The sequence below is a fragment of the Myxococcus faecalis genome, assembly GCF_050039385.1.
Lineage (GTDB): Bacteria > Myxococcota > Myxococcia > Myxococcales > Myxococcaceae > Myxococcus > Myxococcus fulvus.
The window spans coordinates 6,608,299-6,629,661 of the sequence record NZ_CP144336.1 but is presented as its reverse complement, the minus strand read 5'-3'; the positions used below and the strand labels follow the sequence as shown (position 1 = coordinate 6,629,661).

The 21,363-nt window shown below is 71.6% G+C and carries 18 protein-coding genes; 8 read left to right on the top strand and 10 right to left on the bottom strand.

Annotation, left to right across the window (positions count from 1 at the left end; translation table 11 throughout):
• Nucleotides 1-48 precede the first annotated feature (48 nt).
• The 3 genes from VZQ01_RS26595 to VZQ01_RS26585 form a co-directional block, all read right to left on the bottom strand.
• On the bottom strand, nt 49-333 hold the full coding sequence (locus tag VZQ01_RS26595) for a hypothetical protein (protein ID WP_267699489.1): 285 nt from the start codon (nt 331-333) through the stop codon (nt 49-51).
• On the bottom strand, nt 333-1,610 hold the full coding sequence (locus tag VZQ01_RS26590; protein WP_426745028.1) for a tetratricopeptide repeat protein: 1,278 nt from the start codon (nt 1,608-1,610) through the stop codon (nt 333-335). Before VZQ01_RS26590 ends, VZQ01_RS26595 begins: the two co-directional genes overlap by 1 nt.
• Nucleotides 1,611-1,898: 288 nt before the next feature.
• Nucleotides 1,899-3,965: a hybrid sensor histidine kinase/response regulator gene (locus VZQ01_RS26585; RefSeq protein ID WP_426745027.1), complete on the bottom strand. Its 2,067-nt coding sequence runs from the start codon at nt 3,963-3,965 to the stop codon at nt 1,899-1,901.
• A 197-nt stretch (nt 3,966-4,162) separates the two neighbouring features.
• Here VZQ01_RS26585 and VZQ01_RS26580 point away from each other — a divergent pair, with 197 nt between their 5' ends.
• Both VZQ01_RS26580 and VZQ01_RS26575 read left to right on the top strand, forming a co-directional pair.
• A complete protein-coding gene (locus VZQ01_RS26580) occupies nt 4,163-4,939 on the top strand; it encodes a DUF2270 domain-containing protein (protein ID WP_223747168.1) in 777 nt (258 codons plus the stop codon).
• A 133-nt stretch (nt 4,940-5,072) separates the two neighbouring features.
• Nucleotides 5,073-6,077, top strand: coding sequence for an isocitrate dehydrogenase (NAD(+)) (locus VZQ01_RS26575; protein WP_223747167.1), 1,005 nt, complete (start codon nt 5,073-5,075; stop codon nt 6,075-6,077).
• A 111-nt stretch (nt 6,078-6,188) separates the two neighbouring features.
• Here VZQ01_RS26575 and VZQ01_RS26570 read toward each other — a convergent pair whose 3' ends face one another.
• From VZQ01_RS26570 to VZQ01_RS26560, 3 genes are read right to left on the bottom strand one after another with little or no spacing between them, the layout of a single operon-like run.
• A complete protein-coding gene (locus VZQ01_RS26570) occupies nt 6,189-6,575 on the bottom strand; it encodes a translation initiation factor (protein WP_141332825.1) in 387 nt (128 codons plus the stop codon).
• A gap of 12 nt (nt 6,576-6,587) precedes the next feature.
• Nucleotides 6,588-7,946 carry a vitamin K epoxide reductase/DsbA family protein gene (locus VZQ01_RS26565; RefSeq protein WP_141332824.1) on the bottom strand — a complete coding sequence of 453 codons (1,359 nt, stop codon included), beginning with the start codon at nt 7,944-7,946 and terminating at the stop codon, nt 6,588-6,590.
• Entirely contained in the window at nt 7,943-8,269 is a 327-nt protein-coding gene (locus tag VZQ01_RS26560; protein ID WP_223747165.1) for a cupin domain-containing protein, read from the bottom strand. The genes VZQ01_RS26565 and VZQ01_RS26560 overlap by 4 nt, the downstream gene beginning before the upstream one ends.
• Before the next feature lie 38 nt (nt 8,270-8,307).
• Here VZQ01_RS26560 and ygfZ point away from each other — a divergent pair, with 38 nt between their 5' ends.
• From ygfZ to VZQ01_RS26540, 4 genes are all read left to right on the top strand, one after another.
• Nucleotides 8,308-9,384: a CAF17-like 4Fe-4S cluster assembly/insertion protein YgfZ gene (ygfZ, locus tag VZQ01_RS26555; protein ID WP_223782524.1), complete on the top strand. Its 1,077-nt coding sequence runs from the start codon at nt 8,308-8,310 to the stop codon at nt 9,382-9,384.
• 133 nt (nt 9,385-9,517) lie between these two features.
• Nucleotides 9,518-11,011 (top strand): fused MFS/spermidine synthase, encoded by a 1,494-nt coding sequence (locus VZQ01_RS26550; RefSeq protein WP_408889158.1) that lies wholly within the window; start codon nt 9,518-9,520, stop codon nt 11,009-11,011.
• Nucleotides 11,008-11,487 (top strand): hypothetical protein, encoded by a 480-nt coding sequence (locus VZQ01_RS26545; protein WP_223782526.1) that lies wholly within the window; start codon nt 11,008-11,010, stop codon nt 11,485-11,487. The genes VZQ01_RS26550 and VZQ01_RS26545 overlap by 4 nt, the downstream gene beginning before the upstream one ends.
• Nucleotides 11,484-11,957, top strand: coding sequence for a hypothetical protein (locus tag VZQ01_RS26540; RefSeq protein ID WP_223782527.1), 474 nt, complete (start codon nt 11,484-11,486; stop codon nt 11,955-11,957). Before VZQ01_RS26545 ends, VZQ01_RS26540 begins: the two co-directional genes overlap by 4 nt.
• Here the strand turns inward: VZQ01_RS26540 and chrA are convergent.
• Nucleotides 11,944-13,134 carry a chromate efflux transporter gene (gene chrA / locus VZQ01_RS26535; protein ID WP_426745026.1) on the bottom strand — a complete coding sequence of 397 codons (1,191 nt, stop codon included), beginning with the start codon at nt 13,132-13,134 and terminating at the stop codon, nt 11,944-11,946. The two genes, VZQ01_RS26540 and chrA, sit on opposite strands and share 14 nt — an antisense overlap.
• A 117-nt stretch (nt 13,135-13,251) precedes the next feature.
• On the opposite strand from chrA, the gene VZQ01_RS26530 reads away from it, so the two are divergent.
• A complete protein-coding gene (locus VZQ01_RS26530; protein ID WP_426745025.1) occupies nt 13,252-13,668 on the top strand; it encodes an OsmC family protein in 417 nt (138 codons plus the stop codon).
• A gap of 46 nt (nt 13,669-13,714) precedes the next feature.
• Here the strand turns inward: VZQ01_RS26530 and maiA are convergent, their stop codons facing one another.
• The 3 genes from maiA to VZQ01_RS26515 form a co-directional block, all read right to left on the bottom strand.
• On the bottom strand, nt 13,715-14,374 hold the full coding sequence (gene maiA, locus VZQ01_RS26525) for a maleylacetoacetate isomerase (protein ID WP_223782530.1): 660 nt from the start codon (nt 14,372-14,374) through the stop codon (nt 13,715-13,717).
• Nucleotides 14,371-15,351: a fumarylacetoacetate hydrolase family protein gene (locus VZQ01_RS26520; protein ID WP_074953112.1), complete on the bottom strand. Its 981-nt coding sequence runs from the start codon at nt 15,349-15,351 to the stop codon at nt 14,371-14,373. Before VZQ01_RS26520 ends, maiA begins: the two co-directional genes overlap by 4 nt.
• Nucleotides 15,352-15,471: 120 nt before the next feature.
• The gene (locus tag VZQ01_RS26515; RefSeq protein WP_426745024.1) at nt 15,472-16,059 is read right to left on the bottom strand and encodes a hypothetical protein; all 588 of its coding nucleotides are present in this window, start codon (nt 16,057-16,059) and stop codon (nt 15,472-15,474) included.
• Nucleotides 16,060-16,412: 353 nt separating this feature from the next.
• Between VZQ01_RS26515 and VZQ01_RS26510 the strand changes: the two genes are divergently transcribed.
• On the top strand, nt 16,413-21,362 hold the full coding sequence (locus VZQ01_RS26510; protein WP_426745023.1) for a protein kinase domain-containing protein: 4,950 nt from the start codon (nt 16,413-16,415) through the stop codon (nt 21,360-21,362).
• Nucleotide 21,363 lies beyond the last annotated feature (1 nt).

Genomic DNA, 21,363 nt, shown 5'->3' with positions numbered 1-21,363 from the left:
CCATTCACCGAACGACGGACTTCAGAGCCTTGAGGCTTCGCGCTCGGGTCACTCTGGCGGCAGGGCGCGCTCAGCGTCCTTCAGCCAGCTCTCGAACCCTTCTCGTTGAACTCGCGCGTACCCTTCGTCCTTCACACGGATGTCCGCATCGTCGAGGAAGTGCCAGGCGATTTCCTCCATGTCATTGCTCTCAGGGATGGTGTCCAACCGTAGAAGCAAAGCCATGGCCTCCTTCTGCCACTCCTTGAGACTTTCCTTGTCCGTGGGCTCATGCTCGAACAGCCTCCGCATCGTCCGCAGGGCGGAGCCCCACTCCGAGGAGGGAGCACTCATCAACGCCCCTCCTCGAGTCCAGGGGCACGGGCGAAACCATCCTCGGTCAGCAGGAATAGCCCCGCGATTCCCTCCGAGGTCGGCAAGAGGTCCGTGAGCACGGCTCGGGCCGAGGCATCTGACGCCCTCGCGACGAGCGTCATCTCGCGCCGCACCAGGGACACGTACAGCGCGCCTTCGCCCACCTGCTCCGTGAGCAGCCGTCGCTGCCCTGCCGTGAGCATCCGCGCGCCGTCCAGCCCATCCCCGCCCGCCACCGCCCACAGGCCCGAGAAGCCCTCCGCCAGCCGCACCTCGCCCCGGTCGATGATGACGGACTTCACGGGCGCGGGCTCCAGGTTCCTCCACGCCGCCGCGTCCACCGCCTCCACCGTCAGGCCCGAGTCCTTCAGCGCGGACTCCGGCAGGTAGCGCACGAAGTCCGCGTCCTCCAGCACATAGAAGACCGAGAGCCCCGCGGGCCCCTCCCGGTGCAGCGCCCCCACCGCCTTCGCCGCGAAGTCCGCCGGACGCAGCACGGGCCGAAGCCTCGCCTCCAGCGACGCCACATCCGAGGCCCCGAGCCCCGAGTCCAATCCGCCCAGCCGCGCCGCCAGCGCCTCGACATAGGCCGCCAGCCCCTGCGTGCCCGGCGCCTCCTGATAGGCCGCGTACAGCGAGCCCAGGTCCACGCGCCCCACGCCGCCCGACGCCAGCTTCACCAGCAGGTCCTTGCCCTGCCGGCGGAACGCCACGCGCGCCCGGGTGAGCGCCCCCGCCAGCGCGGCGGTGAACTCCGGCCGGAGCACCTGCTCCTGAGGCACCGGCGGCGGAGGCAGGTCCGCGGCCTCCAGTTCCTCCTTCAACAGCCGCGCCTCCGCGTCGAACGGATCCCTCGCCAGCGCGTCCTTCACGTAGGCCTGGACCTTGTCCATCTCGCCCCGGCGCAGGGCCAGCACGGCCAGCACCTTGAGGACCTCCGGGTCGTCCGGCTCCCGCGCGCGCACCTGTCGCAGCAGCGCCTCCGCGTCTCCGTGCCGCTCCAACCCCAGGAGCGCCCGGGCGAGCCCCAACTGCACCGGGACGTGCTGGGGGAAGTCCCGCCGCAAGGCCTCCAGGAGCGGCAGGGCCTCACGCTCCGCGCCCGCGTTGATGAGGGCGTGCGCCACCGCCAGGCGCGGCGTCGGCCCGTCCTCGTCCCTCACCCGCGCGCGCAGCACCTCCAGCTCCGCGTCACTCAGGACCTCACCCGCCTCCACCTTGCGGCGGATGCGCTCCACTTCCAGCAAGAAGCTCACGCCCGCGACTCTAGACGCCCAGGCCCGATTCAAGAACCACCCCGCACCGCGCCCGCAAACCCAACGCCAGACAACCACCCCACGGCGTCAGGGAATACCCACCGACGGAATGGACAAACAACCCAACAGGAAACACTCACATGCCCTGATGTTGGATGGTGGGTAGAGGGTCCTGCGGGCACCATGCCCGTCCTGGCTTGGCGCGTGACGGCGCGATGTGAAGGCCGCGGTGGAGGGCCGGCGGCGGCCCCTGTCGGTGCTCCACCGCGGAACAGTCACAGCAGCACGCTAGTGCTGTGAATCCGGCCCCGGACTGGCGGGAGCCTCCTCGTCCGGCGACGTGTCCTCCTCATCCTCCCCGCCATCCGTCTGCGCGAGGAAGTCATCCAGCGCGCCCACGTCGATGGGCTTGCGGAACACCGCGTCCACCAGGGCCAGATTCGCCCGGTTCTGTCCGCGCACATCCATGCCCGTGACGATGGCGAGCAGCGCCTGGGGAGACTTCTCGCGCAGCTCGCGCGCCAGCTCCCAGCCGCTCATCTCCGGCATCACCGCGTCCAGCAGGGCCGCGTCGTAGCGGCGCCGGTCCCACATGCCCAACGCCACGGTGGGGTCGTGGGCCACCTGCACCTCGTAGCCCTCCTCCCCCAGCACCTCGGCCATCATCCGCGCGTTGTCCAAATCATCGTCCACCACCAGCACGCGGCGCGTCTGCTGGAAGCGCCGGGGCGCCGACACCGGGGGCCGCGTCACGCTCTCCGGAGGCGGCGTGGGCTCGTTCGGCGACGGCACGCGCACCCGGGGCAGCCGCACCACGAACGTCGCGCCGCTCCCCGAAGACACGTTCTCCGCCGTCAGCTCGCCGCCCCAGCGCTGCACCTGCGCGCGCGCCACGGCCAGGTACAAGGACAGCTGCGGCGCCCCCGGGTCCCGCCGGAGCGGGTCGAACAGGTGCGACAGCTCCTCCGACGCATACGACGGGCCCTGGTCCTGGATGCGCAGCGAGAGCCACGCGGGGCCCTCCTCGCGCGTCGTCACCTTCAGGTGCCCGCCCTCCTCCATCCTGTCCCGCGCCGCGAGCAGCAGGTTCACCACCAGCTCGCGGAAGAAGGCCGCGTCCGCGCGCACCGCCCCCGGGTCGTGAAGGTCCAGCTCCACGTACACCGGGTGCTCGCGCTGCTCCAGCTCGCCGCGCGCCAGCTCCAGCGACTCGCGCACCGTCTGGTCCACCTTCACGTCGACGGGACGCTCCTCGGTGCGCTGGACGTTGAACTCCTGCAGCCGCGCCACCAGCTCGCCAATCTGCTGCACCGTCTTGTCGAGCGCGTCCAGGTGCTCGGGCTTGTACTCGCGCTGCAACAGCGTGATTCGCAGCCGCAGCACGTTGAGGAAGTTGTTGAGCGCGTGCGCCGCGCCGCCCGCCAGCTGCCCCAGCGCCTGCTGGCGCGTGCGCTGCAACAGCCGCCCCTGCAGCCGGCGCAGCTCCCCGTACGCGCTCTCCAGCGCCTTGGTCTTGTTCGCCGACTCCGTGCGGTCCGTGAAGGTCTGGATGGCGCCCGCCAGCTCCCCCTCCTCCTCCCACACGGGCGTGGCGCTCATCTCCAGCGTCACCTCGCCGCCACCGGGGCGCTCCACCACCATCATCACCCCGCGCACCGGGCCCTGCTCCTTCAGCGCGCGCACGAAGGGCATGTCCGCGACCTTGAAGGGCTCACCCGAGGCGTGCCGCGCGTTCACCTGCGTCAGCACCGGCGCGAGCGTGTTCACCGCGCGCCCGCCCACCACCGCGCGCATCGGCACACCCATCAGCCGGCTCACCGGAGGCGTGGCGAAGGACACCGTGCCGTCCACCTCCGCCAGGAGGATGCCCACGTCCACGTGGTTGAGCACCGACTCCATCACCGCCGCTTCCCGGAAGCGCACCTCCTCCGTCTTTAGAATCCGCGCGTACGACGCCTGCGCCGCCGCGTCCCCCTCCCACACCAGCTCCGCGATGAGGCCCGCCACCTCGGGCTCAATCAGCCCACCGTGGTGGCGCGCGTAGACGTGCAGCAGCACCTCCTCCAGCGACTTGAACTCGCGGGTGAGGTCCTCGGACTCGAAGTTCTGCGTGTACCGGTCCGCGCCGTGCGAGCGCGCCACCTCCGGCCACAGCCGCACCGCGTCCTCGCCCCGGTCCTTGAGCAGCCGCGCCATCTCCCCCACCAGTCGCCGCAGGGGAGCGCGCAAGTCGCGGCCCGGAATCTCCACCTCGTACACCTCCGCGCGCAGACGCTTCGCCCACAGGCGCGTCACACGCTCCTGCTCTCCCTGGAGCAGCTCCGACAAGGCTTCGATGGGGTCGAGACGGGCCACGTTGAAAAGCCAAGGTGTGCATGGCCGCCCGCCATGGCCACCCAGGCGCCCGCCCGCCTGCCCGTCCCCGACGCCGTCCAGACACGCCCGGTCGGCTGCCCCTCGACGGGCCGTTCGCGGAAGGCGCGCGGATCGCCCCCTGGCGTCCGGGCGAGCCGTTGCACCCGCTGGCGCGTCAGCCCACCTTCCAGGAACGGATGCCCCTCAACGAGCCCATCAAGAACGACCTCCTGGAGTCGCCATGGCTGTCGCAGCAGGCCATGGCGCAGCTCTTCCGGGGCGAGCTGAGCCGCTCCGACACCTGGCGCACGCGCCTGGACACCACCACCAACTGGGCGCTGACGACGACGGCCGCCGTCATCTCGCTCGGCTTCGCCACGCCGCAGAGCTCCCACGTCACCTTCCTCGTCGGCATCTGGATGGTGGTGTCCTTCCTGCTCGTCGAGGCGCGCCGCTACCGCTACTACGACCTGTGGAACCGGCGGGTGCGCCTGTTGGAGGACGGCTGGTGGGCCCCCATGCTGCGCCGCGAGCCGGTGGACCCCGACGCCCTGCGCGAGCTGGCGGTGGAGATGTCCCGGCCGCAAATCCAGCTGTCGCTGATGTCGGCCATCTCCACGCGGCTCAACCGCACCTACGGGCCCATCCTGCTGGTCCTGCTCATGACCTGGTTCTTCAAGGTCTACAGCCACCCGAAGCCGCCCGAGGACTTCGGCGAGTTCGTCGCCCGGGCCCACGTGGCGTGGATACCCGGGTTCCTGGTCATGGCGGTGCTGGCGCTCATCACCATCGGCGCCGCCTACCTGTTCATCTCCTCGTTCTTCATCCGGGCGCCCCTGGGCGAGCTGCGCACCCGGCCCCGGGGACGACGCGCCGCGCTGTGGGAGTCCTTCTACCGGCCCTACGCCATCCGCCGCCGGCACCGGCCGACCCGCAGGGCCCCCCGTCGCCCGGACGCGGCGTCCGAGCACTGAGGCCCCGGCCCTCGCTCGCAGGCCGGGTGGCCCCGAAGGGTTCGGCATGCTCATGGCCCCCATGTGCCGACCTGTCCGGCTGGAAGTTTTCGTTCTTCCGGGAGCGGGGGATTTGTGCTGTGAATCCGCACCCATGGCGAACACGCGCACTGTTACGGTCCTCAATGGCGACGGCATCGGCCCCGAGGTGATGGCGGCCACCATTCGCGTCCTCGAGGCGCTCAAGGTTCCCCTCGAGTTCGAGTACAAGGACGCGGGCACGGAGGTGGTGGCGAAGTACGGCACCAACCTGCCCCACGAGTCGGTGGAGGCGGTGCTGCGCAGCGGCGTGGCGCTCAAGGGCCCCACGGGCACGGTGGTGGGCGGCGGACTTCCCTCCGCGAACGTCGGCCTGCGCAAGCGCCTGGACCTGTACTCGTCGCTGCGGCCCGTCAAGAGCGTGCCGAACGTGAAGACGCGCTACGAGAACGTGGACCTGGTGGTGGTGCGCGAGAACACGGAGAGCCTCTACTCGGGCCTGGAGCACATCATCGTCCCGGGCGTCGTCGAGGCGCTGAAGATCATCACCGAGAAGGCCTCCACGCGCATCGCGAAGTTCGCGTTCGAGTACGCGCGCAAGCACGGCCGCAAGAAGGTGACGGCCGTCCACAAGGCCAACATCATGAAGCTGTCGGACGGCCTGTTCCTGGACTGCTGCCGCAAGGTGGGCCGTGAGTTCCCGGAGATCCACTACGAGGAAGTCATCATCGACAACCTCTGCATGCAGTTGGTGAAGGACCCGACGCGCTTCGACGTGATGGTGCTGGAGAACCTGTACGGCGACATCGTGAGCGACCTGTGCGCGGGTCTGGTGGGCGGCCTGGGCGTGGTGCCCGGCGCGAACATCGGCGAGCGCACGGCGGTCTTCGAGGCGGTGCACGGCACGGCCCCGGACATCGCGGGCAAGGGCATCGCGAACCCCACGGCGCTGATGATGTCCGCCGTGATGATGCTGGACTACCTGGACATGCGCGACGAGGCCCGCCGGATGGAGAACGCCATCCACAAGGTCTACACCGAGGCCAAGGTCCGCACGGGTGATTTGGGCGGCGGCGCCACCACGCGCGAGTTCACCGACGCCATCATCGCCGCGCTGTAGTCGTCACGAAGCCGTGGCACCCCGAGCCCGGGCCGCCTGTCGAAGGCGCCCGGGCTTTTTCGTGGCCAGGGGACGACGTCCACCGAGCCGCGAAGCGAAGGGCCCGCCTCGTCAGCCCACCGTCACCTTGCGCACGCCGCGCGCCTCGAGCAGCGCGGGGAGCCGCTCGCGCTGGTCGCCCTGGAGCACCAGCGTGTCGTCCTCCACCACGCCGCCGCAGCCCAGCGAGTTCTTCAGCGCCTTGAGCCACACCTCGCGCTGGGGCGCGGGCAGCTCCAGGTGCTCCACCACGGTGACCTCCTTCCCACCGCGGCCCTTGCGCTCCATGCGCACCACCGCGCGCGCCGGGCCCTTCGGCTCGGACTTGCTCGGGGGCGCGGCCACGGGCGCCACCGTCCCCACCGGCAGCTCCTCCCGCTTCGCCGCCAGCGCGGCGAAGGGGTTGTGGAACGGAGCCGGGGGCGCGGCGGGCGCGTCCTTCTTGTCACGCTTGCCCATGGCGTCCGGGACTCAGTGGTTGTGGCCCGCGTGGTCGTCCATCGGCATGGCGCGCGGCGGCGGCAGCACGTCGAACGCGGGCGCGCTCGGGTTGCCCTCCGCCATCACCAGCGCGTACAGGAACGGCGCCGACGGCAGCGCCTGACGGCCGTTCACCACCACCAGCGGCGTGCCGGTGAAGTGGTAGCGCAGCGCGTACGACGTGTCCTCCTGCAGCTTCGCCGCCGTGTCCGCGCTCGCCAGGCACGACTCCAGCTGAGAGCGGGACATCGAACCGGACGAGGCGATCTCCATCACCCGCTCCGTGTCCAGCATCGCCTGCGCCGCGAAGAGCTTCTCGCGCAGCTCCCAGAAGTCCGACGCGCCCTCCAGGCAGATCTGCGCCTTCGCCGCCACGCACCGAACCGTGGGGGCGTCCGGCCCGCGCCGCTGCATCGCCGGGTTGCACGCGCCGTCCAGCGGGAACTGCCGCGCCTCCAGGGACAGCTTGCCCTCCGGCACGCGCTTCTTGAGCACCGCCAGCTCCTCCACCAACGACTTGCAGTGGGGGCACTTGCTGTCGGTCCACTCGACGATCTTCACCGGCGCGGTGGCCGGGCCATACAGGCGCCGCGCCGGCGCCGCGGCGGGCTTCGGCGTGTCCCGGCGGTACATCGCCAGCGCGTTGGAGATGAACTGCTGCTGGTCCATCGGCAGCCCCTTCAGGTACGCCTCCAGCGACGCGGGCGAGCTGTTCGCGCTCGCCGCCCCCGTCGTGGCGTTCGCCGTCGTCTCCGTGGGCGCGGGCGGAAGCAGCGCCCCCGCCTTGGGCGCGGGCGTCGACAGCGAGCGACCCGGCAGGGCCACCGCCACGAACACCAGCACCGTGGCGCCCACCGTCCAGCCCAGCGCCGGGCCCCACTCGCCCGCCACGCTCGGCAAGCCCTTGAAGGCCACGCCCGCGATGAGCGCCACCAGCGCGTACGTGCCCAGGCACGTGGGGCACACCACGCCCGTCTGGTAGCTGGCGAAGGCGAACACGAACACCGACGCCACGCCCGCCAGCGCCGTCAGCTTCAGCCCCTGCGACGCCGGGGCCACCGACTTGCCCGAGCGCTCGCGCGCCAGGAACACCGCCGACAGCGCCACCACCGTCAGCCCCCACACCAGCCCCAGGCCGGCGACGGGGATGCCGAACAGCTCATGCAACCGGGTGGCGAAAGGCGAGTTCCACACCGTCTCGCAGTTCACCGTGTCGGACACGCCGCACACGGTGGCGCCGCCGGCGCGCAGCGTGAGCAGCTGGCTCCACTGGAAGATGGACAGGGCACTCGCGGCCACGCCCAGCACCAGCAGCGCCACGGCGGCCTTGGAGGAGGACTTCGAACTCATGCATGCTCCGGGGGCGGGGTCATCAGGACGAGCAGTCGGGCGGGAGCGGGGCCTTCGTTGGTGACCCCATGCTCGGCGCCCGCGGGGGCGAACACGGCCGCGCCCACGGTGTGGACCTCTTCCTCGGCACCCACGCGGAAGCGGCAGGTGCCCTCGAGGACGACGTAGACCTTGTCGGAGGTCACATGGTGGTGCGGCTTCTGGGCCTGCCCGGGCGCCAGGCAGTAGACATCCAGGAAGAAGCGCTCGGATTGAAAGACGTTGTGCTTCCGGAGCTTCTCCGGGGAGAAGTCCTGGAAGGACGACAGGTGCTTCACATCCATCGTGGCATTCGCTCCTTCGCCTCTATATAGCGACGGACATGGAACCGCTGTCGCTGCATTTTCTTCACGAAGAAGCGCGGGGCCGCTTCATCGAGGTCGGCGGCCGGGAGGTCGTGGCCGACTACGGGAACGCCGAGGACGCCTACCAGGCCGCCCGTGAGGCCGTGGCCCTGCACGATGCCTCCTATCGTGAGGTCCTCCGAATCACCGGGGAGGACCGGGTCACCTTCCTACATGGAATGGTGACACAGGAGGTGAACAACCTCCCCGTCGGGACCGCAGCCTACGCCGCCCTGGTGAACGTGAAGGGGGCCATGGTGGCGGACGCCCGCATCCTCAAACGGGAGGCGGACCTGCTCGTGGACGTGGAGCCCGGCACCGGCGCCAAGGTCCGGGAGTTCCTGGAGAAATACCTCATCTCCGAGGACGCCGAGCTGCATGAGGCCACGGCCGACCACGGGCTCTTGCGGCTGCTCGGGCCCCGGACGGGCGCGCTCCTCACGGCCGTACTGGGCACCGACTTCGCCCCCCTGCCCCACCACGCCACCCGCCCGGGGACGCTGGCCGGGCAGGACGTCCTGCTGGTGGGCAACACCCGGCTGGAGCCGCACGGGGTGGACGTGTGGGTGCCACGCGCGGGCCTGGAGGCGGTGTGGCGGGCCTTGAGCCAGGCGGGCGCCGACCTGGGCCTCAAGCCCCTGGGCTTCGAGACGCTGGAGCTCTTGAGGGTGGAGGCCGGGGTGCCCCGTTACGGGCAGGACATGGTGGACACCACCATCCCCCTGGAGGCGGACCTGGGCCCGTCCGCCATCTCCTACAACAAGGGGTGCTACATCGGGCAGGAGGTCATCGCCCGGGCCACCTTCCGCGGGCACATGAACCGCAAGCTGACGGGGCTCTTGCTGGGCGACGTGGAGGCGGCGCCGGGCACGGAGCTGCGCCGCGGTGAGAAGAAGGTGGGCTGGCTCACCAGCGTGGTGCGCTCGCCCGCGCAGGGTGGGCAGCGGGTGGCCCTGGGGTACGTGCACCGCGACTCGCTGGAGCCCGGCACCGAGCTGACCCTGGCTCAGGGCCCCGCGACGGTGAAGGTGGCCGCCCTGCCCTTCAAGGGGTGAGCACGACAATCCTGTCAGTCGGGCCACGGCTCGCTGACGGGGGTGTCGCGGGCCTCGCGGTGTGTCTGCCCGTGGGGCCCGGAGTTACGGGCTGTTGAATATGGAACGGGGCTTGCTGTTGGCGCCCCCGCCCATGAAGCCCTCCTCGCTGACCTGGTTGTCCTTCCTCTCTGGCGCCACGGTGATGGCGTCGGAGATGGCGGCCTCGCGACTGGTGGCGCCCTACTTCGGGAGCAGCACCCCGGTGTGGGCGGCGCTCATCTCCCTGGTGCTGGGCGGGCTGGCGCTGGGGGCGCACCTGGGCGGCAGGGTGGCGGACCGGGCCGCGAGGCTGGAGCCACTCCGGGTGGCGCTCGGCGTGGCGGCGCTGCTGCTCACGGCGCTGCCCTTCCTCGCGAGGGTGCTGCTGCCGGGGGCCACGACGGCGGTGATGACGGGCAGGCCGATGGAGGCCATGGGGCGGGTGGCGCTGGTGGTGCTGGTGGCGATTCCCCCGCTGCTCGCGCTGGGCGCGGTGGGGCCGTTCCTGGTGCGCGTGGGGTTGGGGGGCGTGACGTCGGCGGGGGCGCACGCGGGGAGGCTGTCGTCGGCGTCCACGCTGGGGAGCATCGTCGGGACGCTGCTGGCGGCCTTCGTGGTGCTGCCGTGGCTGGGGACGGCGCGGGCCATGGCGTGCTTCGCGGGGATGCTCGGGCTGACGGCGACGTGGGGGCTGGGGTGGCGGTGGCGCGCGCTGGCGGTGGGGGTGCCCGCGGCGGCGCTGGTGCTGGGGGCGCACGCGCTGCCCCGACATCCGCAGGCGCTCGAGGTGGCCGAGTCGCCGCACGCCTTCCTCCAGGTGCTGGAGTCCCCGAGCGGCACGCGCAGCCTGGTCTTCGACGAGGGCTTCGCGGTGCAGAGCACGTGGGTGCCAGGCCAGCCGGTGCGCGACGAGGTGTTCGCGCACTACCTGCTGACGCCGGCGATGGCGCGCGAGGAGCCTCGGACGCCGCGCGTGCTGGTGTTGGGGCTGGGCGCGGGCACGAGCGCGCGCGGGCTGCGGGAGACGTATCCGGGGGCCTACGTGGTGGGCGTGGAGCTGGACGCGATGGTGGTGAAGCTGGCGCGTCAGCACTTCGGCCTGGGGACGGAGGTGGAGGTGCACATCGCGGACGCGCGCACGTTCCTGCGCCGGGACACGCGGCGCTACGACGCCATCATCGTGGACGCGTTCCGCTTCCCGTACGTGCCCTTCCACCTGACGACGCGCGAGTTCGCTCAAGAAGTGGCCGCGCACCTGGAGCCGGGCGGCGTGGCCTGCTTCAACGTGGGCCGCTTCCGCGATGAGCGCGCGGTGGTGCGCGCGGTGGGTGGGACGCTGGCGACGGTGTTCCCGCAGGTGCTCGCGGCGGATGCGCGCAACCACAGCAACACGCTGTTGTTCGCGGGCCCGGAGGGCATGGGGGAGCGGTTGAGCTCGCGGACATCCTCGCTGCCGCTGTCGCTGCGGCCCCTGGCGACGCGCGTGGTGGGGGAGCTGCAGCCGGTGGCCTCGGCGCAGCCGCTCACGGATGACCGCGCGCCGGTGGAGATGCTGACCGACGCCATCCTCCTCAAGGCGCTGATGGGCTCGGAGGCGCTGCGGTGAGCTGGCGCGCGTGGGGGACGAAGCCCCTGCCGTCGATGTCGGAGTTCCTCGCGCCCATGCCGCTGGCCGCCGTGGTGCTGATGGCGGTGAACGACCGCGTCCTCAAGCCGACCTTCCACAACACGCTCACCGGGAAGTTGTCGGACGTGGCCATCTGCTTCTTCCTGCCGCTCTATGTGTCCGCGCTGCTGGTGCTCGTCACGCGCTGGAGTCTGCGCGTGAGGCTGGGCGTGGGCGCGCTGGTGACGACGGGGCTGTTCACCGCGCTCAAGGTGTCCCAGCCGTTCGCGGACTTGTTCTGTAAGTGGCTGCGTCCCATCGGCGCGCCGTTGGGGCTCAGTGGCTTCCGCGCGGTGGCGGATGTCTCGGACCTGCTCACCCTGCCCTTCGTCGTCCTCGCCGTGCTGTACGGCCGCGCCTCGCTGCTGTCCCAGGCGCGGGCCGTGCCCCTCTCATCCCCAGGAGTTCCATCATGATGCCGTTGCTGAGGAACCTCGCCTCCGTCGCCGTGCTCGCCGCCACCGGTGTCCTGCTCATCGCGGACTCCGCGCCCGACTGTGAGAAGGACGCGCAGGAGGTCACCTTCGACGTGACCGAGAACACCTGCGGCGGCAACGGCTCCTTCCAGTTGAGGGTCCCCGAGGATTCGTGCGACCTGACGGCCGTGGGAAACGAGCCCCTGGGCTTCCCCGAGTACGGCGGCGCCAGCGCCAAGGTGGATTTGAAGCGGGGTGACTGGTCGTTGCATGACCGGGCGCACACCCTCCACGTGGACGCGGATGGCGGCGTGGTGCGGCCCGACGCGGGTGGGACGGCGGTGGACGGCAACCGTCACTGCGAGGCGACGCGTGAGGGCGAGCACCTGCGGCTGACGTGCATCGACCGGCGCTCGGACCTTTCCGGTGTCGAGGTCTCCCGCTGCGAGGCGAAGCTCACGCCCCGCTAGTGGTTTGAACCAGCCACCCCACCGCGCCTCCGCCGAGCACCAGCCAGGCGGAGTTGACGCGGAAGCGGATGAGCAGCACGGCCGACACGACGGCGAGCCCCACGGTCCACACGTCGACCAGGGCCGCGCGGCCGAGCTGCCACGTCACCACGGCCATCAGCGCGAGGGACGCCACGTTGACGCCGTCCAGGAAGGCCCCCGCCACCCAGGACTCGCGCAGCCGGGGCACCAGGGGGCCGCTGAGCGCGACGAAGACGAAGGCGGGCAGGAAGATGCCCACCGTGGCCACGGTGGCGCCCACGGGCCCGCCGAGCACGTAGCCGATGAACGTGGCCGTGGTGAACACGGGGCCGGGCGTCACCTGTCCCACCGCCACCGCGTCGAGCAACTGCGCCTCGGTCAGCCAGCCCAGCCGCTGCACCAGGTCCGAGCGAAGGAACGCCAGCAGCACGTACCCGCTGCCGTAGAGCACCGAGCCCACCTTCAGGAAGAAGAGGAACAGGCCCTGCTGCGTGAAGGGCACCGCCGCCGACGCGGCGCCCAGCGGGAGCAGCGTGCTCCACGGCGTGACGAGCATTCCCGTCGAAGGCCCCGAGGCTCCTCCGCGACGTGTCGCCGCGCGCCAGCCGAACACGGCGAGTCCCGACAGCAGCAACAGCAGCAGCTCATCGACGCCGAGGAAGGCCGCGGTGGCGGCGGCGATTCCCACGACGGCCGCGAGTGGGCCCTTCACCACGGTGCGCATGAGTCCCCACAGGGCCTGAGCGACCACGGCGATGATGACCGCCTTGACGCCGTGGAGCAGCGCGCTCACGTCTGGCAGTGCGCCGAAGCGCGAGTAGCCCCAGGCGATGCCGAGGACGATGAGGAACGCGGGGAGGATGAAGCACGTTCCCGCGACCAGCAGGCCGGGCCAGCCGGCGCGACGGTGGCCGATGTGGATGGCCAGCTCGGTGGAGTTGGGGCCGGGGATGAGGTTGGCCGCGCCGAGCAGGTCCACGAACTCCTCGCGCGTGAGCCAGCGCCGACGGCGGACGACCTCGTCCTCCATCAGGGCGATGTGCGCGGCGGGGCCGCCGAAGGCCGTGGTGCCCAGGCGAAGGAAGAGCAACGCCAGCTCGCGCAGCGCGGCGGCGCGGTCCGGCACGGAGGGGCTCTGGGGCTCCAGGGGCGACATCCACCGAGGACGCTACCCCCGGAAGAGGGAGGGTGGCTCGAAACATCCGTGTGGCTCGACGCATGTGGGACGGGTGGACGCTTGTCACCCGGGCCGCGCCCTGGATTCATGGCCCTCATGACCACCCATGACTCCACGCTGCTCGCGGCGGCCGTCGTCGAGAGCCAGGCCGGCTACACGCAGTCGATTCGCACCGGCAAGCACCACTTCCAGGCGGACGAGCCCGCGGCGCTGGGCGGCGCGGACCAGGGCCCCGCGCCCTACCAGTTGCTGGTGGGCTCACTGGGCGCGTGCACCGCCATCACGTTGAAGATGTACGCGTCGCGCAAGGGCTGGGAGCTGAGCCCCTTCACCGTGAAGCTCAAGCTGTTGCGCGAGAACGATGTGGAGCGCGTGGAGCGAGTGCTCTCGGTTGGCCCCGCCATCACCGAGGAGCAGAAGGCGCGCCTGCTCGAAATCGCCGCGAAGACGCCCGTGACGCTCACGCTCTCTCGGGCGCTGCGCATCGACACGACCTTCGCGCCGACACCCTGAATGCTCGGAGCGCCCCATCCACGGCGGGGCGCTCCTCGACCACGCCTCAGGCCGGCGCCGCGTCCGGCTGACGGTCCGGGTGCGCCGCCTGGAAGGCGGGATGCTCCGCGCACGCGGCCTCGATGCGCAGCAGCGTCGGGTACGGAGACAAGTCCAACGCGAACCGACGCGCGCCATACAGCTGCGGCACCAGGCACACGTCCGCCAGCGACACGGTGTCCCCCACGCAGAAGCGTCCCGCCGTGGGCTGCACCATCGTCTCCAGCGCCTCCAGGCCCCGGGCGTTCCAATACGCGCCCCACGCCTTGTCGTCGCCCTTCAGCTCGCTCTTGATGCGCTGCAACACCGCCAGGTTCTGCAACGGCTGCATGCCGGAGTTCACGTACTCCGCCATCATCCTCGTCCGCGCCCGCAGGTAGCTGTCCTCCGGGAACAGCGACGGCGTGGGGAAGCGCTCCTGCAGCAACTCCACGATGGCGAGCGACTGCGACAACCTGCGCTCCGTGCCGTCCGCCTCCGTCCACTCCAGCGTGGGCACCGTGCGCATCGGATTGACCGCCCGGTACGCGTCCGAGTTCTGCTGCCCACCGTCCTTCAGCAGGTGCACCGCCACGTACTCGAAGGGCAGGCCCTTGAGGTGCAACGTCAGGCGCACCCGCCACGACGCGGAGCTGCGCCAGTAGTTGTGCAGCCGAAGGCCCTTCATGGGACCTTCACCACCTTCTGGGAGATTCGCCCGAACACGCTCTGCCCGTCCTCACCCGACATCTCGATGTCGATGGTGTCCCCGGGCTTCATGAAGGGCGTCCTCGGCTTGCCCTCCTCGATCGTCTCGATCATCCGCTGCTCGGCCAGACACGAGATGCCCCGCGCGCGGTCCGCGTTGGACACCGTGCCGCTGCCCAGGATGGTGCCCGCCGTGTAGCTGCGCGTCTTGCACAGGTGCTGGATGAGGTCGAAGAAGGAGAAGTGCATCTCCGGCCCCGCGTCCGTGTCGCCCACCTGCACGCCGTTGAGCACCGAGCGCATGCGCAGATGCACCCGCCCTTCGCGCCACGCCGAGCCCAGCTCGTCCGGCGTCACCGCGAACGGACTGAACGCCGTCGCCGGCTTGCTCTGGAAGAAGCCGAAGCCCTTCGCCAGCTCCTCCGGGATGAGGTTGCGCAGCGAGACGTCGTTGGCCAGCATCAGCAGCTTCACGTGCTTGCCCGCGTCCTCCGCCTTCGTCCCCTGCGGCGTGTCGCCGAGGATGACGCAGACCTCGCTCTCGAAGTCCATGCCCCACGCCTCGTCCGCCAGCGGGATGTCCGCGGTGGGCGCCAGGAAGTCACCCGAGCCACCCTGGTACACCAGCGGGTCCGTCTTCAGCGTGGCCGGCGGCTCGGCGTTGCGCGCCTTGCGCACCAGGATGACGTGGTTGATGTACGCGCTGCCGTCAATCCACTCGTACGCGCGCGGCAGCGGCGCATGCAGCGCCTTCACGTCCAGCGGACGGCTCTGCACACTGTCCGTCTCCAGCTGCTGGGCGAGCGCGCGCAGCTGCGGCTCCTTCGTGTCCCAGTCATCCAGCGCCGCTTGCAGCGTCAGCGCCACGTTGGTGGCCAGCGCATAGGCCGAGTTGTCCCGCTTGACGACGATGAGCCGCCCGTCACGGGTTCCATCCTTGAGCGTCGCGAGCTTCAATCCCGGGCTCCCCGCGGCCCGGTGGATACAGCGGGGGCCGCCTCATGAGCCCGGCTTTTCCGCCGGGGCTCTCGGGGAGTCAAGCTTCGGGTGCAGCCCGCGAACGCTCTCGGCGGAAAACTACCAGCAGCTCGACCGCGCCGGCAGTCGCGCGAAGTAGTTGTTGCCCAGATTGCTGTCCCACTGGCCGCCGGCCGTCGCGGCCACGTGGATGTCCCACGCGTTCTGGTTGCCGTTCTGGTCGAAGGCATAGAAGAACAAGTCGTTCTCCACCGCCGAGGGCTGCTCGCACACCCAGACGCCCTCCTGGCCTCCCGCCGCGAAGTGCGCGTTGCACAGCGGCGTGTTCATGTACCGCATGCACTTGGTGCACGCGCGCGGCCCCGCGTTCAGGAAGACATAGGCGTCGTTGTTCGCGCCCGCGCTCGCGGCCAGCGTCTGCTGACGGCCGTTGAGGCTGACGTAGATGGAGATCTGATGGTCCGGGTACAAGCCCCGCAGGAAGCCCCGGTAGCTGATGGTGAGCGTGGCCAGCCGGCCGGGCAGCCGGCGCGTGTGGCGGATGACCTCGAAGGGCCCCGTCGTCACGGAGTCGTAGACGCTGCAGATGGGGTAGTCGGGCGGATAGTCAGAGGCGCGCGCGGAGGCGAAGGGGAGCAGCAGGGACAGCGCGAGCGCGGCCAGCAACGTCTGCGAGAACTTCGTCATGGAGCAGGTCCTCAGGGGGAGGGAAGGAGCGGCGACTTCACGCACCGGCGTAGCATGTGCCACCCACCTGCCGGAAGGTCGGCCCCCTGCCCCGTCGCCCGCCGGACGACGTGCGGGCACACCCGAGTCAGACACGCCCGCCCCCCCGCTGTCCGAGCAGCCTGCCCGCATGGCCGAGAAGCAGGAGGGAAGCGGAGCGCGTGCGGCTGTTGAAGGCTGAGTCGGCGCACGGGAAGCGTGCTCCGGCCACTCCCTTGGCGGCGCCCGTCCGACACCCAACGTTGCCGGAAAGGACGGGACGCGCGGCCAACCACGGCGCCTTTGCGTCATGGAGTGGAGCGCGAGGGCACTGAATGGCTGAAGGCATCCAATCCGCCAGCGCCGTTCCAGGAGAGCCGCGGCCGGGCCGCCGACTGGGCCACCGGTTCGAGCTCGTCCAGCGCCTGAAGGTCGGCCGGGGAATCTCCACGTGGGCCGGTGTGGACGTGCGCACCGGGGAGCGCGTGGCCATCAAGGTGACCTCCACCACGGCGCTCGTCCCCGCCGCGCGTCACCGCATGGAGCACGAGGCCGCCACGCTCGCGCGGCTCGACAGCCCCTTCATCGTCTCCGTGCGCCACATCGGCACCTCGGAGGGCTGGCTGTACCTGGTCACCCCCTGGCTGACGGGAGAGTCCCTGGAGGCGCGCCTGGAGCGCGGCGTGCTGAGCGTCCCCGAGGCGCTCGCGCTGGGCCGGGGCCTGTTGTCCGCGCTGGCCGAGGCCCATCACCACGGCGTGCTGCACCGCGACGTGAAGCCCGCCAACCTCATCGTGTCCGGCGAGCCGCTGTCGCGCGCCACGCTGATTGATTTCGGACTCGCCCGCAGCGAGCGCCTGGATGCGTCCCTGCGCGACCTGCCGGTGGGCACCGCGCGCTACCTCTCCCCGGAGCAGGCGGGCCTGCTGCATCGCCCCGTGGAGGCCACCTCGGACCTGTACTCCACGGGCGTCGTCCTCTTCGAGTCGCTGGCCGGGGTGCCCGTCTTCACGGGCGACTCGGTGGGCGAGGTCCTCCGGCAGCACCTGTCCGCGCGGCCCCGGCTGCGCGCGGTGGGCGTGGACGCGCCGCGCGCCTTGGAGGAGCTGGTCTCGCGCCTGCTGCAGACGGACCCCTCGGACCGCTACCAGTCGGCCGCCTCCGCGCTGGCGGACCTGCTGGAGCTGGAGGACGCGCTCTCCCAGGGCCACGCGGAGCCGGAGCTCATCATCGGCGCGAGGGACGCCCGGCGCAGCCTCACCGAGCCCTCCTTCGTCGGCCGCCACGAGGAGGTCGCCACGCTGGAGCGCGAGCTCGAGCACACGCTGACGGACCCGGGGCGACTGGTGGTGGTGGAGGCCGAGTCCGGCGGCGGCAAGAGCCGGCTGCTCGAGGAGCTCTCCGCCCGCGCTCCGAGACACCACGCGTGGGTGCTGCAAGGACAGGCGCAGGACCAGGCGGCGCGGCGGCCCTTCCAGCTGTTCACCGGCGTGGCCTCGGCCATCACCCAGGCGCTCGCGGCGCGGCCCGCGCTGGCCGAGGCGCTGCGGGGGCGGCTCGTCGGACAGGAGGCGGGGCTGTGCATGGTGCTGCCGCAGTTGGAGCCGCTCCTGTGTCCCGCGCCGCACGCCTCCGCGCGGGCGCTGGGGCCCGAGTCCCTGGGTGAGAGCCGTGGCATCCAGGCACTCACCGCGCTGCTCGGCGCGCTGGGCACGCGGGACGAGCCCGCCGTGGTGGTGCTCGACGACTGTCAGTGGGCGGATGAGCTGACCCTGCGGGCCCTGGAGGGTTGGTCCCAGGCGAGGCGACAAGGACAGGGACGGGTGCTCGTCATCGTCGCCTTCCGTGGCGAGGACATCGGCCCCACGCACGTGCTGCGCAAGCTGGCGCCCACGGTGCACCTGCGCTTGTCCGCGCTGGGCGCGGCGGAGGTGACGCGCCTGACGGAGTCCATGGCGGGCACGCTGCCCCGCGAGGCCACGGAGCTGGTGACGCGGCTGTCCGAGGGCAACCCCTTCATGGCGAGCGCGGTGCTGCACGGGCTGGTGGAGGACGGCGTGCTGGTGCCGGGGCCCTCCGGCTGGAGCGTGGAGCCGGCGGCGATGGCGCACGCGCGCTCGTCCCGACAGGCCGCGGGGTTCCTGGTGCGGCGCCTGCGCCTGTTGCCCCTGGCCTCGCGGCGCCTCTTGTCGGTGGGCGCGGTGCTGGGCAAGTCCTTCGAGCTGTCGCGCCTGGAGGCGCTGTCGGGCGTGTCCCGCGAGGACCTGAGCGCCGCGCTGGAGGAGCCGCGTCGCCGACACATGCTGTGGGAGGAGGGCACGCGCTACACCTTCGTGCACGACAAGCTGCGCGAGGTGCTGCTGGACATGCTGACGCCGCAGCGACGGCGGGAGCTGCACCGACAGGCGGCGCGCTCGGCGGCGGCCCAGCCGACGAAGGACTCGTTCGAGCTGGCCTACCACTTCGACGCGGCGGGTGAGTACACGCAGGCGCTGCCCCACGCGCTCGTCGCGGCGGAGCTGGCGCGCGGGCGGTTCGCGCTGGAGTCCGCGGAGCTCAACTACCGCATCGCCGAGCGCGGCGCGGCGGGCGCGGACGCGGGCACCCGCTTCCGCGTGGCGGCGGGCCTGGGCAACGTCCTCATGCTGCGCGGCCGCTACGAGGAGTCCCGTCAGCAGCTGGAGCGCGCGCAGTCGCTGGCGCGGGAGAAGCAGGAGCAGGCGCGCATCCTCGGCCAGCTGGGTGAGCTCGCCTTCAAGCGCGGCGACTTCGGCGAGGCCACGGTCGCGCTGGAGCAGGGCCTGAAGCTGATGGGACGCTGGGTGCCGCCCCGGGGCCTGCTCACCGGCGCGAGCGCGGCGTGGGAGATTCTCGCGCAGGCCGCGCACACGGTGGCGCCGCGCTGGTTCCTCGCGCGCCGTCCCATCGAGGGCGGCACCGAGGACCTCCAGGCCGTGCGGCTCTACAGCCGGCTCGCGTATGGCTACTGGTACCGACGTGGCCGCGCGGCGGTGCTGTGGGCGCACCTGAGGGACCTGAACCTCGCGGAGCGCTATCCGCCCACGCCCGAGCTGGCGCAGGCGTACTCGGAGCACTCGCCCGCGCTGACCACCCTGCCCTGGTTCGAGCGGGCCTACGCGTACGCGGAGAAGTCGCTGTCCCTGCGCCAGGAGCAGAACGACGTCTGGGGCCAGGGCCAGACGCTGCACTTCTACGGGCTCGCCTGCTACGCGTCCTCGCGCTTCGAGGACTGCATCGAGAAGTGCACCCAGGCCATCCGCCTGCTCGAGCGCACCGGAGACCCGTGGGAGGTGAACAACGCCACGTTCCAGGTGGCCATGGCCCTCTACCGCCTGGGCCGGCTGCGCGAGGCGCTGGAGACGAGCCAGCGGCTGCACGCGGCCGCGCTCGCGCTGGGGGACCGCTACTCGGTGCGGCTGGGCCTGGAGGCCTGGGCGAAGGCGTCCGACGGGAGGCTGCCGGGCGCGCTGCTGGAAGGAGAGCTGACCAACCCGGACCAGCCGGACCCGCAGAGCTTCGCGGGCGTGCTCCAGGCGGACGCCCTCCACCGGATGCGCCAGGGCGACGCGGCGGGCGCGGTGGCGGTGCTGGAGCGCGCCGCGCGGCTCGTCGACGAGGCCCACCTGCGTCAGGAGTACGTGGCCCCCATCACCCCGCTGCTCGCCACCGCGCTGCGCCAGCTCGCGGAGGCCACCTCACCCCTGGCCGCCGGAAGGCGCCGCGCCCTGCTGGAGCGCGCCGAGAAGACGGCGAAGGCCGCGCATGCCCTGGCGCGCACCTACCGCAACAACCTCCCCCACGCCCTGCGGGAGCGGGCCCTGGTCGCCGCGCTGCGGGGCCAGGAGCGCCGGGCCCGTCAATGGCTCGAGCAGTCCCTCCAGGCCGCGCGCGACCTGAAGATGCGCCACGAGCACGCCCGGAGCCTGAAGGCGCGAGGAGAGCTGGGGCGCGCCCTCGGCTGGCCCGACGCGGAGGCGGACCTGTCCGTGGCCACGCGCGAGCTGGCGGAGATGGAGGAGGGCCTCTCGCCCGAGGTCGCGGAGCCGGGTGGCACCCGCGCGCTCTCGCTGGTGGACCGCTTCCCGCGCGTGCTGGAGGCGGGGAGGCGGCTTGCTTCGGCCCTGTCGCGCGAGGCGGTGTTCGAGGCCGTGCGCCAGTCCATGCTGGAGCTGCTGCGCGCCGAGCACTGCGCCATCGTGGACCCGCGCGTGCTCACCGAGGACGAGGACACCGAGGGCCCCAGCCGCACCGCCATCGCCCGCGCGATGGAGACGGGCCGCATCACCGTGATGGGCCAGGGCCTTCCGGGCGGGGCGAGCGAGAGCATGGAGCTCGCCGGGGTGCGCTCACTCTTGTGCGCGCCGCTCCAGGTCCGGGGCAAGACGGTGGCCTGCGTCCTGGCCACGCACCGTCAGGTGGGCGCGCTGTTCGGCGAGGTGGAGGAGCACCTGGCGGAGTTCGTCACCGTGCTCGCGGGCACCGCCCTGGAGAACGCGGAGAACTTCGAGGCCGAGCAGGAGGCGGTGCGCCGCCGCGACGATTTCCTCTCCATCGCCGCCCACGAGCTGAAGACGCCGCTCACCTCGCTGCAGCTCCACATCCAGGGGCTCCAGGCCCAGGTCCGCGCCAGCGGCGACGCGGGGCTGTCCCCCCGCAAGCTCTCCACCAAGCTGGAGTCCGCCTCCGCCCAGACGCAGCGGTTGGGGCGGCTGGTGAGCGACCTGCTGGACATCTCCCGGCTCGCCCAGGGGCAGCTGCACATCAAGCTCTCGGAGGTGGACCTGGTGGCGCTCGTCCAGGGGCAGCTGGAGCGCAGCCGCGAGGCGCTCGTGCGCGCGGAGTGCCCGGTGCGGCTCGACTCGCGAGTCCCCCGGCTCACCGGCTCCTGGGACGCGATGCGACTGGAGCAGGTGGTGGGCAACCTCCTCTCCAACGCGATGAAGTACGGCGCCGGCAAGCCGATTGAAATCACCCTGGGCGAGGAGAAGGGCGGACAGGCGCTGCTGCGGGTGCGCGACTCCGGCATCGGCATCGCCGACGAGGACCGCGCGCGCATCTTCGGCCGCTTCGAGCGCGCGGTGTCGGTGCGACACTACGGCGGCTTCGGGCTGGGCCTGTGGATTGTCCGCGAAATCGTCCAGGCCCTGGGCGGCGCCATCGCCGTGGAGAGCACGCCGGGTGAGGGCTCCACCTTCACCGTCACCCTGCCCCGCGCCGGGCCTGCCTCCTCACCGCAGGAGTCCCCGGGCCCTCCGGTGCACTGAG

Bases quoted from the DNA above. Each gene is read 5' to 3' on its own strand.
- VZQ01_RS26595 (WP_267699489.1), bottom strand. From the start codon at position 333: ATGAGTGCTCCCTCCTCGGAGTGGGGCTCCGCCCTGCGGACGATGCGG.
- VZQ01_RS26580 (WP_223747168.1), top strand. From the start codon at position 4,163: ATGCCCCTCAACGAGCCCATCAAGAACGACCTCCTGGAGTCGCCATGG.
- VZQ01_RS26575 (WP_223747167.1), top strand. From the start codon at position 5,073: ATGGCGAACACGCGCACTGTTACGGTCCTCAATGGCGACGGCATCGGC.
- VZQ01_RS26570 (WP_141332825.1), bottom strand. From the start codon at position 6,575: ATGGGCAAGCGTGACAAGAAGGACGCGCCCGCCGCGCCCCCGGCTCCG.
- VZQ01_RS26565 (WP_141332824.1), bottom strand. From the start codon at position 7,946: ATGAGTTCGAAGTCCTCCTCCAAGGCCGCCGTGGCGCTGCTGGTGCTG.
- VZQ01_RS26560 (WP_223747165.1), bottom strand. From the start codon at position 8,269: ATGGATGTGAAGCACCTGTCGTCCTTCCAGGACTTCTCCCCGGAGAAG.
- ygfZ (WP_223782524.1), top strand. From the start codon at position 8,308: ATGGAACCGCTGTCGCTGCATTTTCTTCACGAAGAAGCGCGGGGCCGC.
- VZQ01_RS26550 (WP_408889158.1), top strand. From the start codon at position 9,518: ATGAAGCCCTCCTCGCTGACCTGGTTGTCCTTCCTCTCTGGCGCCACG.
- VZQ01_RS26540 (WP_223782527.1), top strand. From the start codon at position 11,484: ATGATGCCGTTGCTGAGGAACCTCGCCTCCGTCGCCGTGCTCGCCGCC.
- chrA (WP_426745026.1), bottom strand. From the start codon at position 13,134: ATGTCGCCCCTGGAGCCCCAGAGCCCCTCCGTGCCGGACCGCGCCGCC.
- VZQ01_RS26530 (WP_426745025.1), top strand. From the start codon at position 13,252: ATGACCACCCATGACTCCACGCTGCTCGCGGCGGCCGTCGTCGAGAGC.
- maiA (WP_223782530.1), bottom strand. From the start codon at position 14,374: ATGAAGGGCCTTCGGCTGCACAACTACTGGCGCAGCTCCGCGTCGTGG.
- VZQ01_RS26515 (WP_426745024.1), bottom strand. From the start codon at position 16,059: ATGACGAAGTTCTCGCAGACGTTGCTGGCCGCGCTCGCGCTGTCCCTG.
- VZQ01_RS26510 (WP_426745023.1), top strand. From the start codon at position 16,413: ATGGCTGAAGGCATCCAATCCGCCAGCGCCGTTCCAGGAGAGCCGCGG.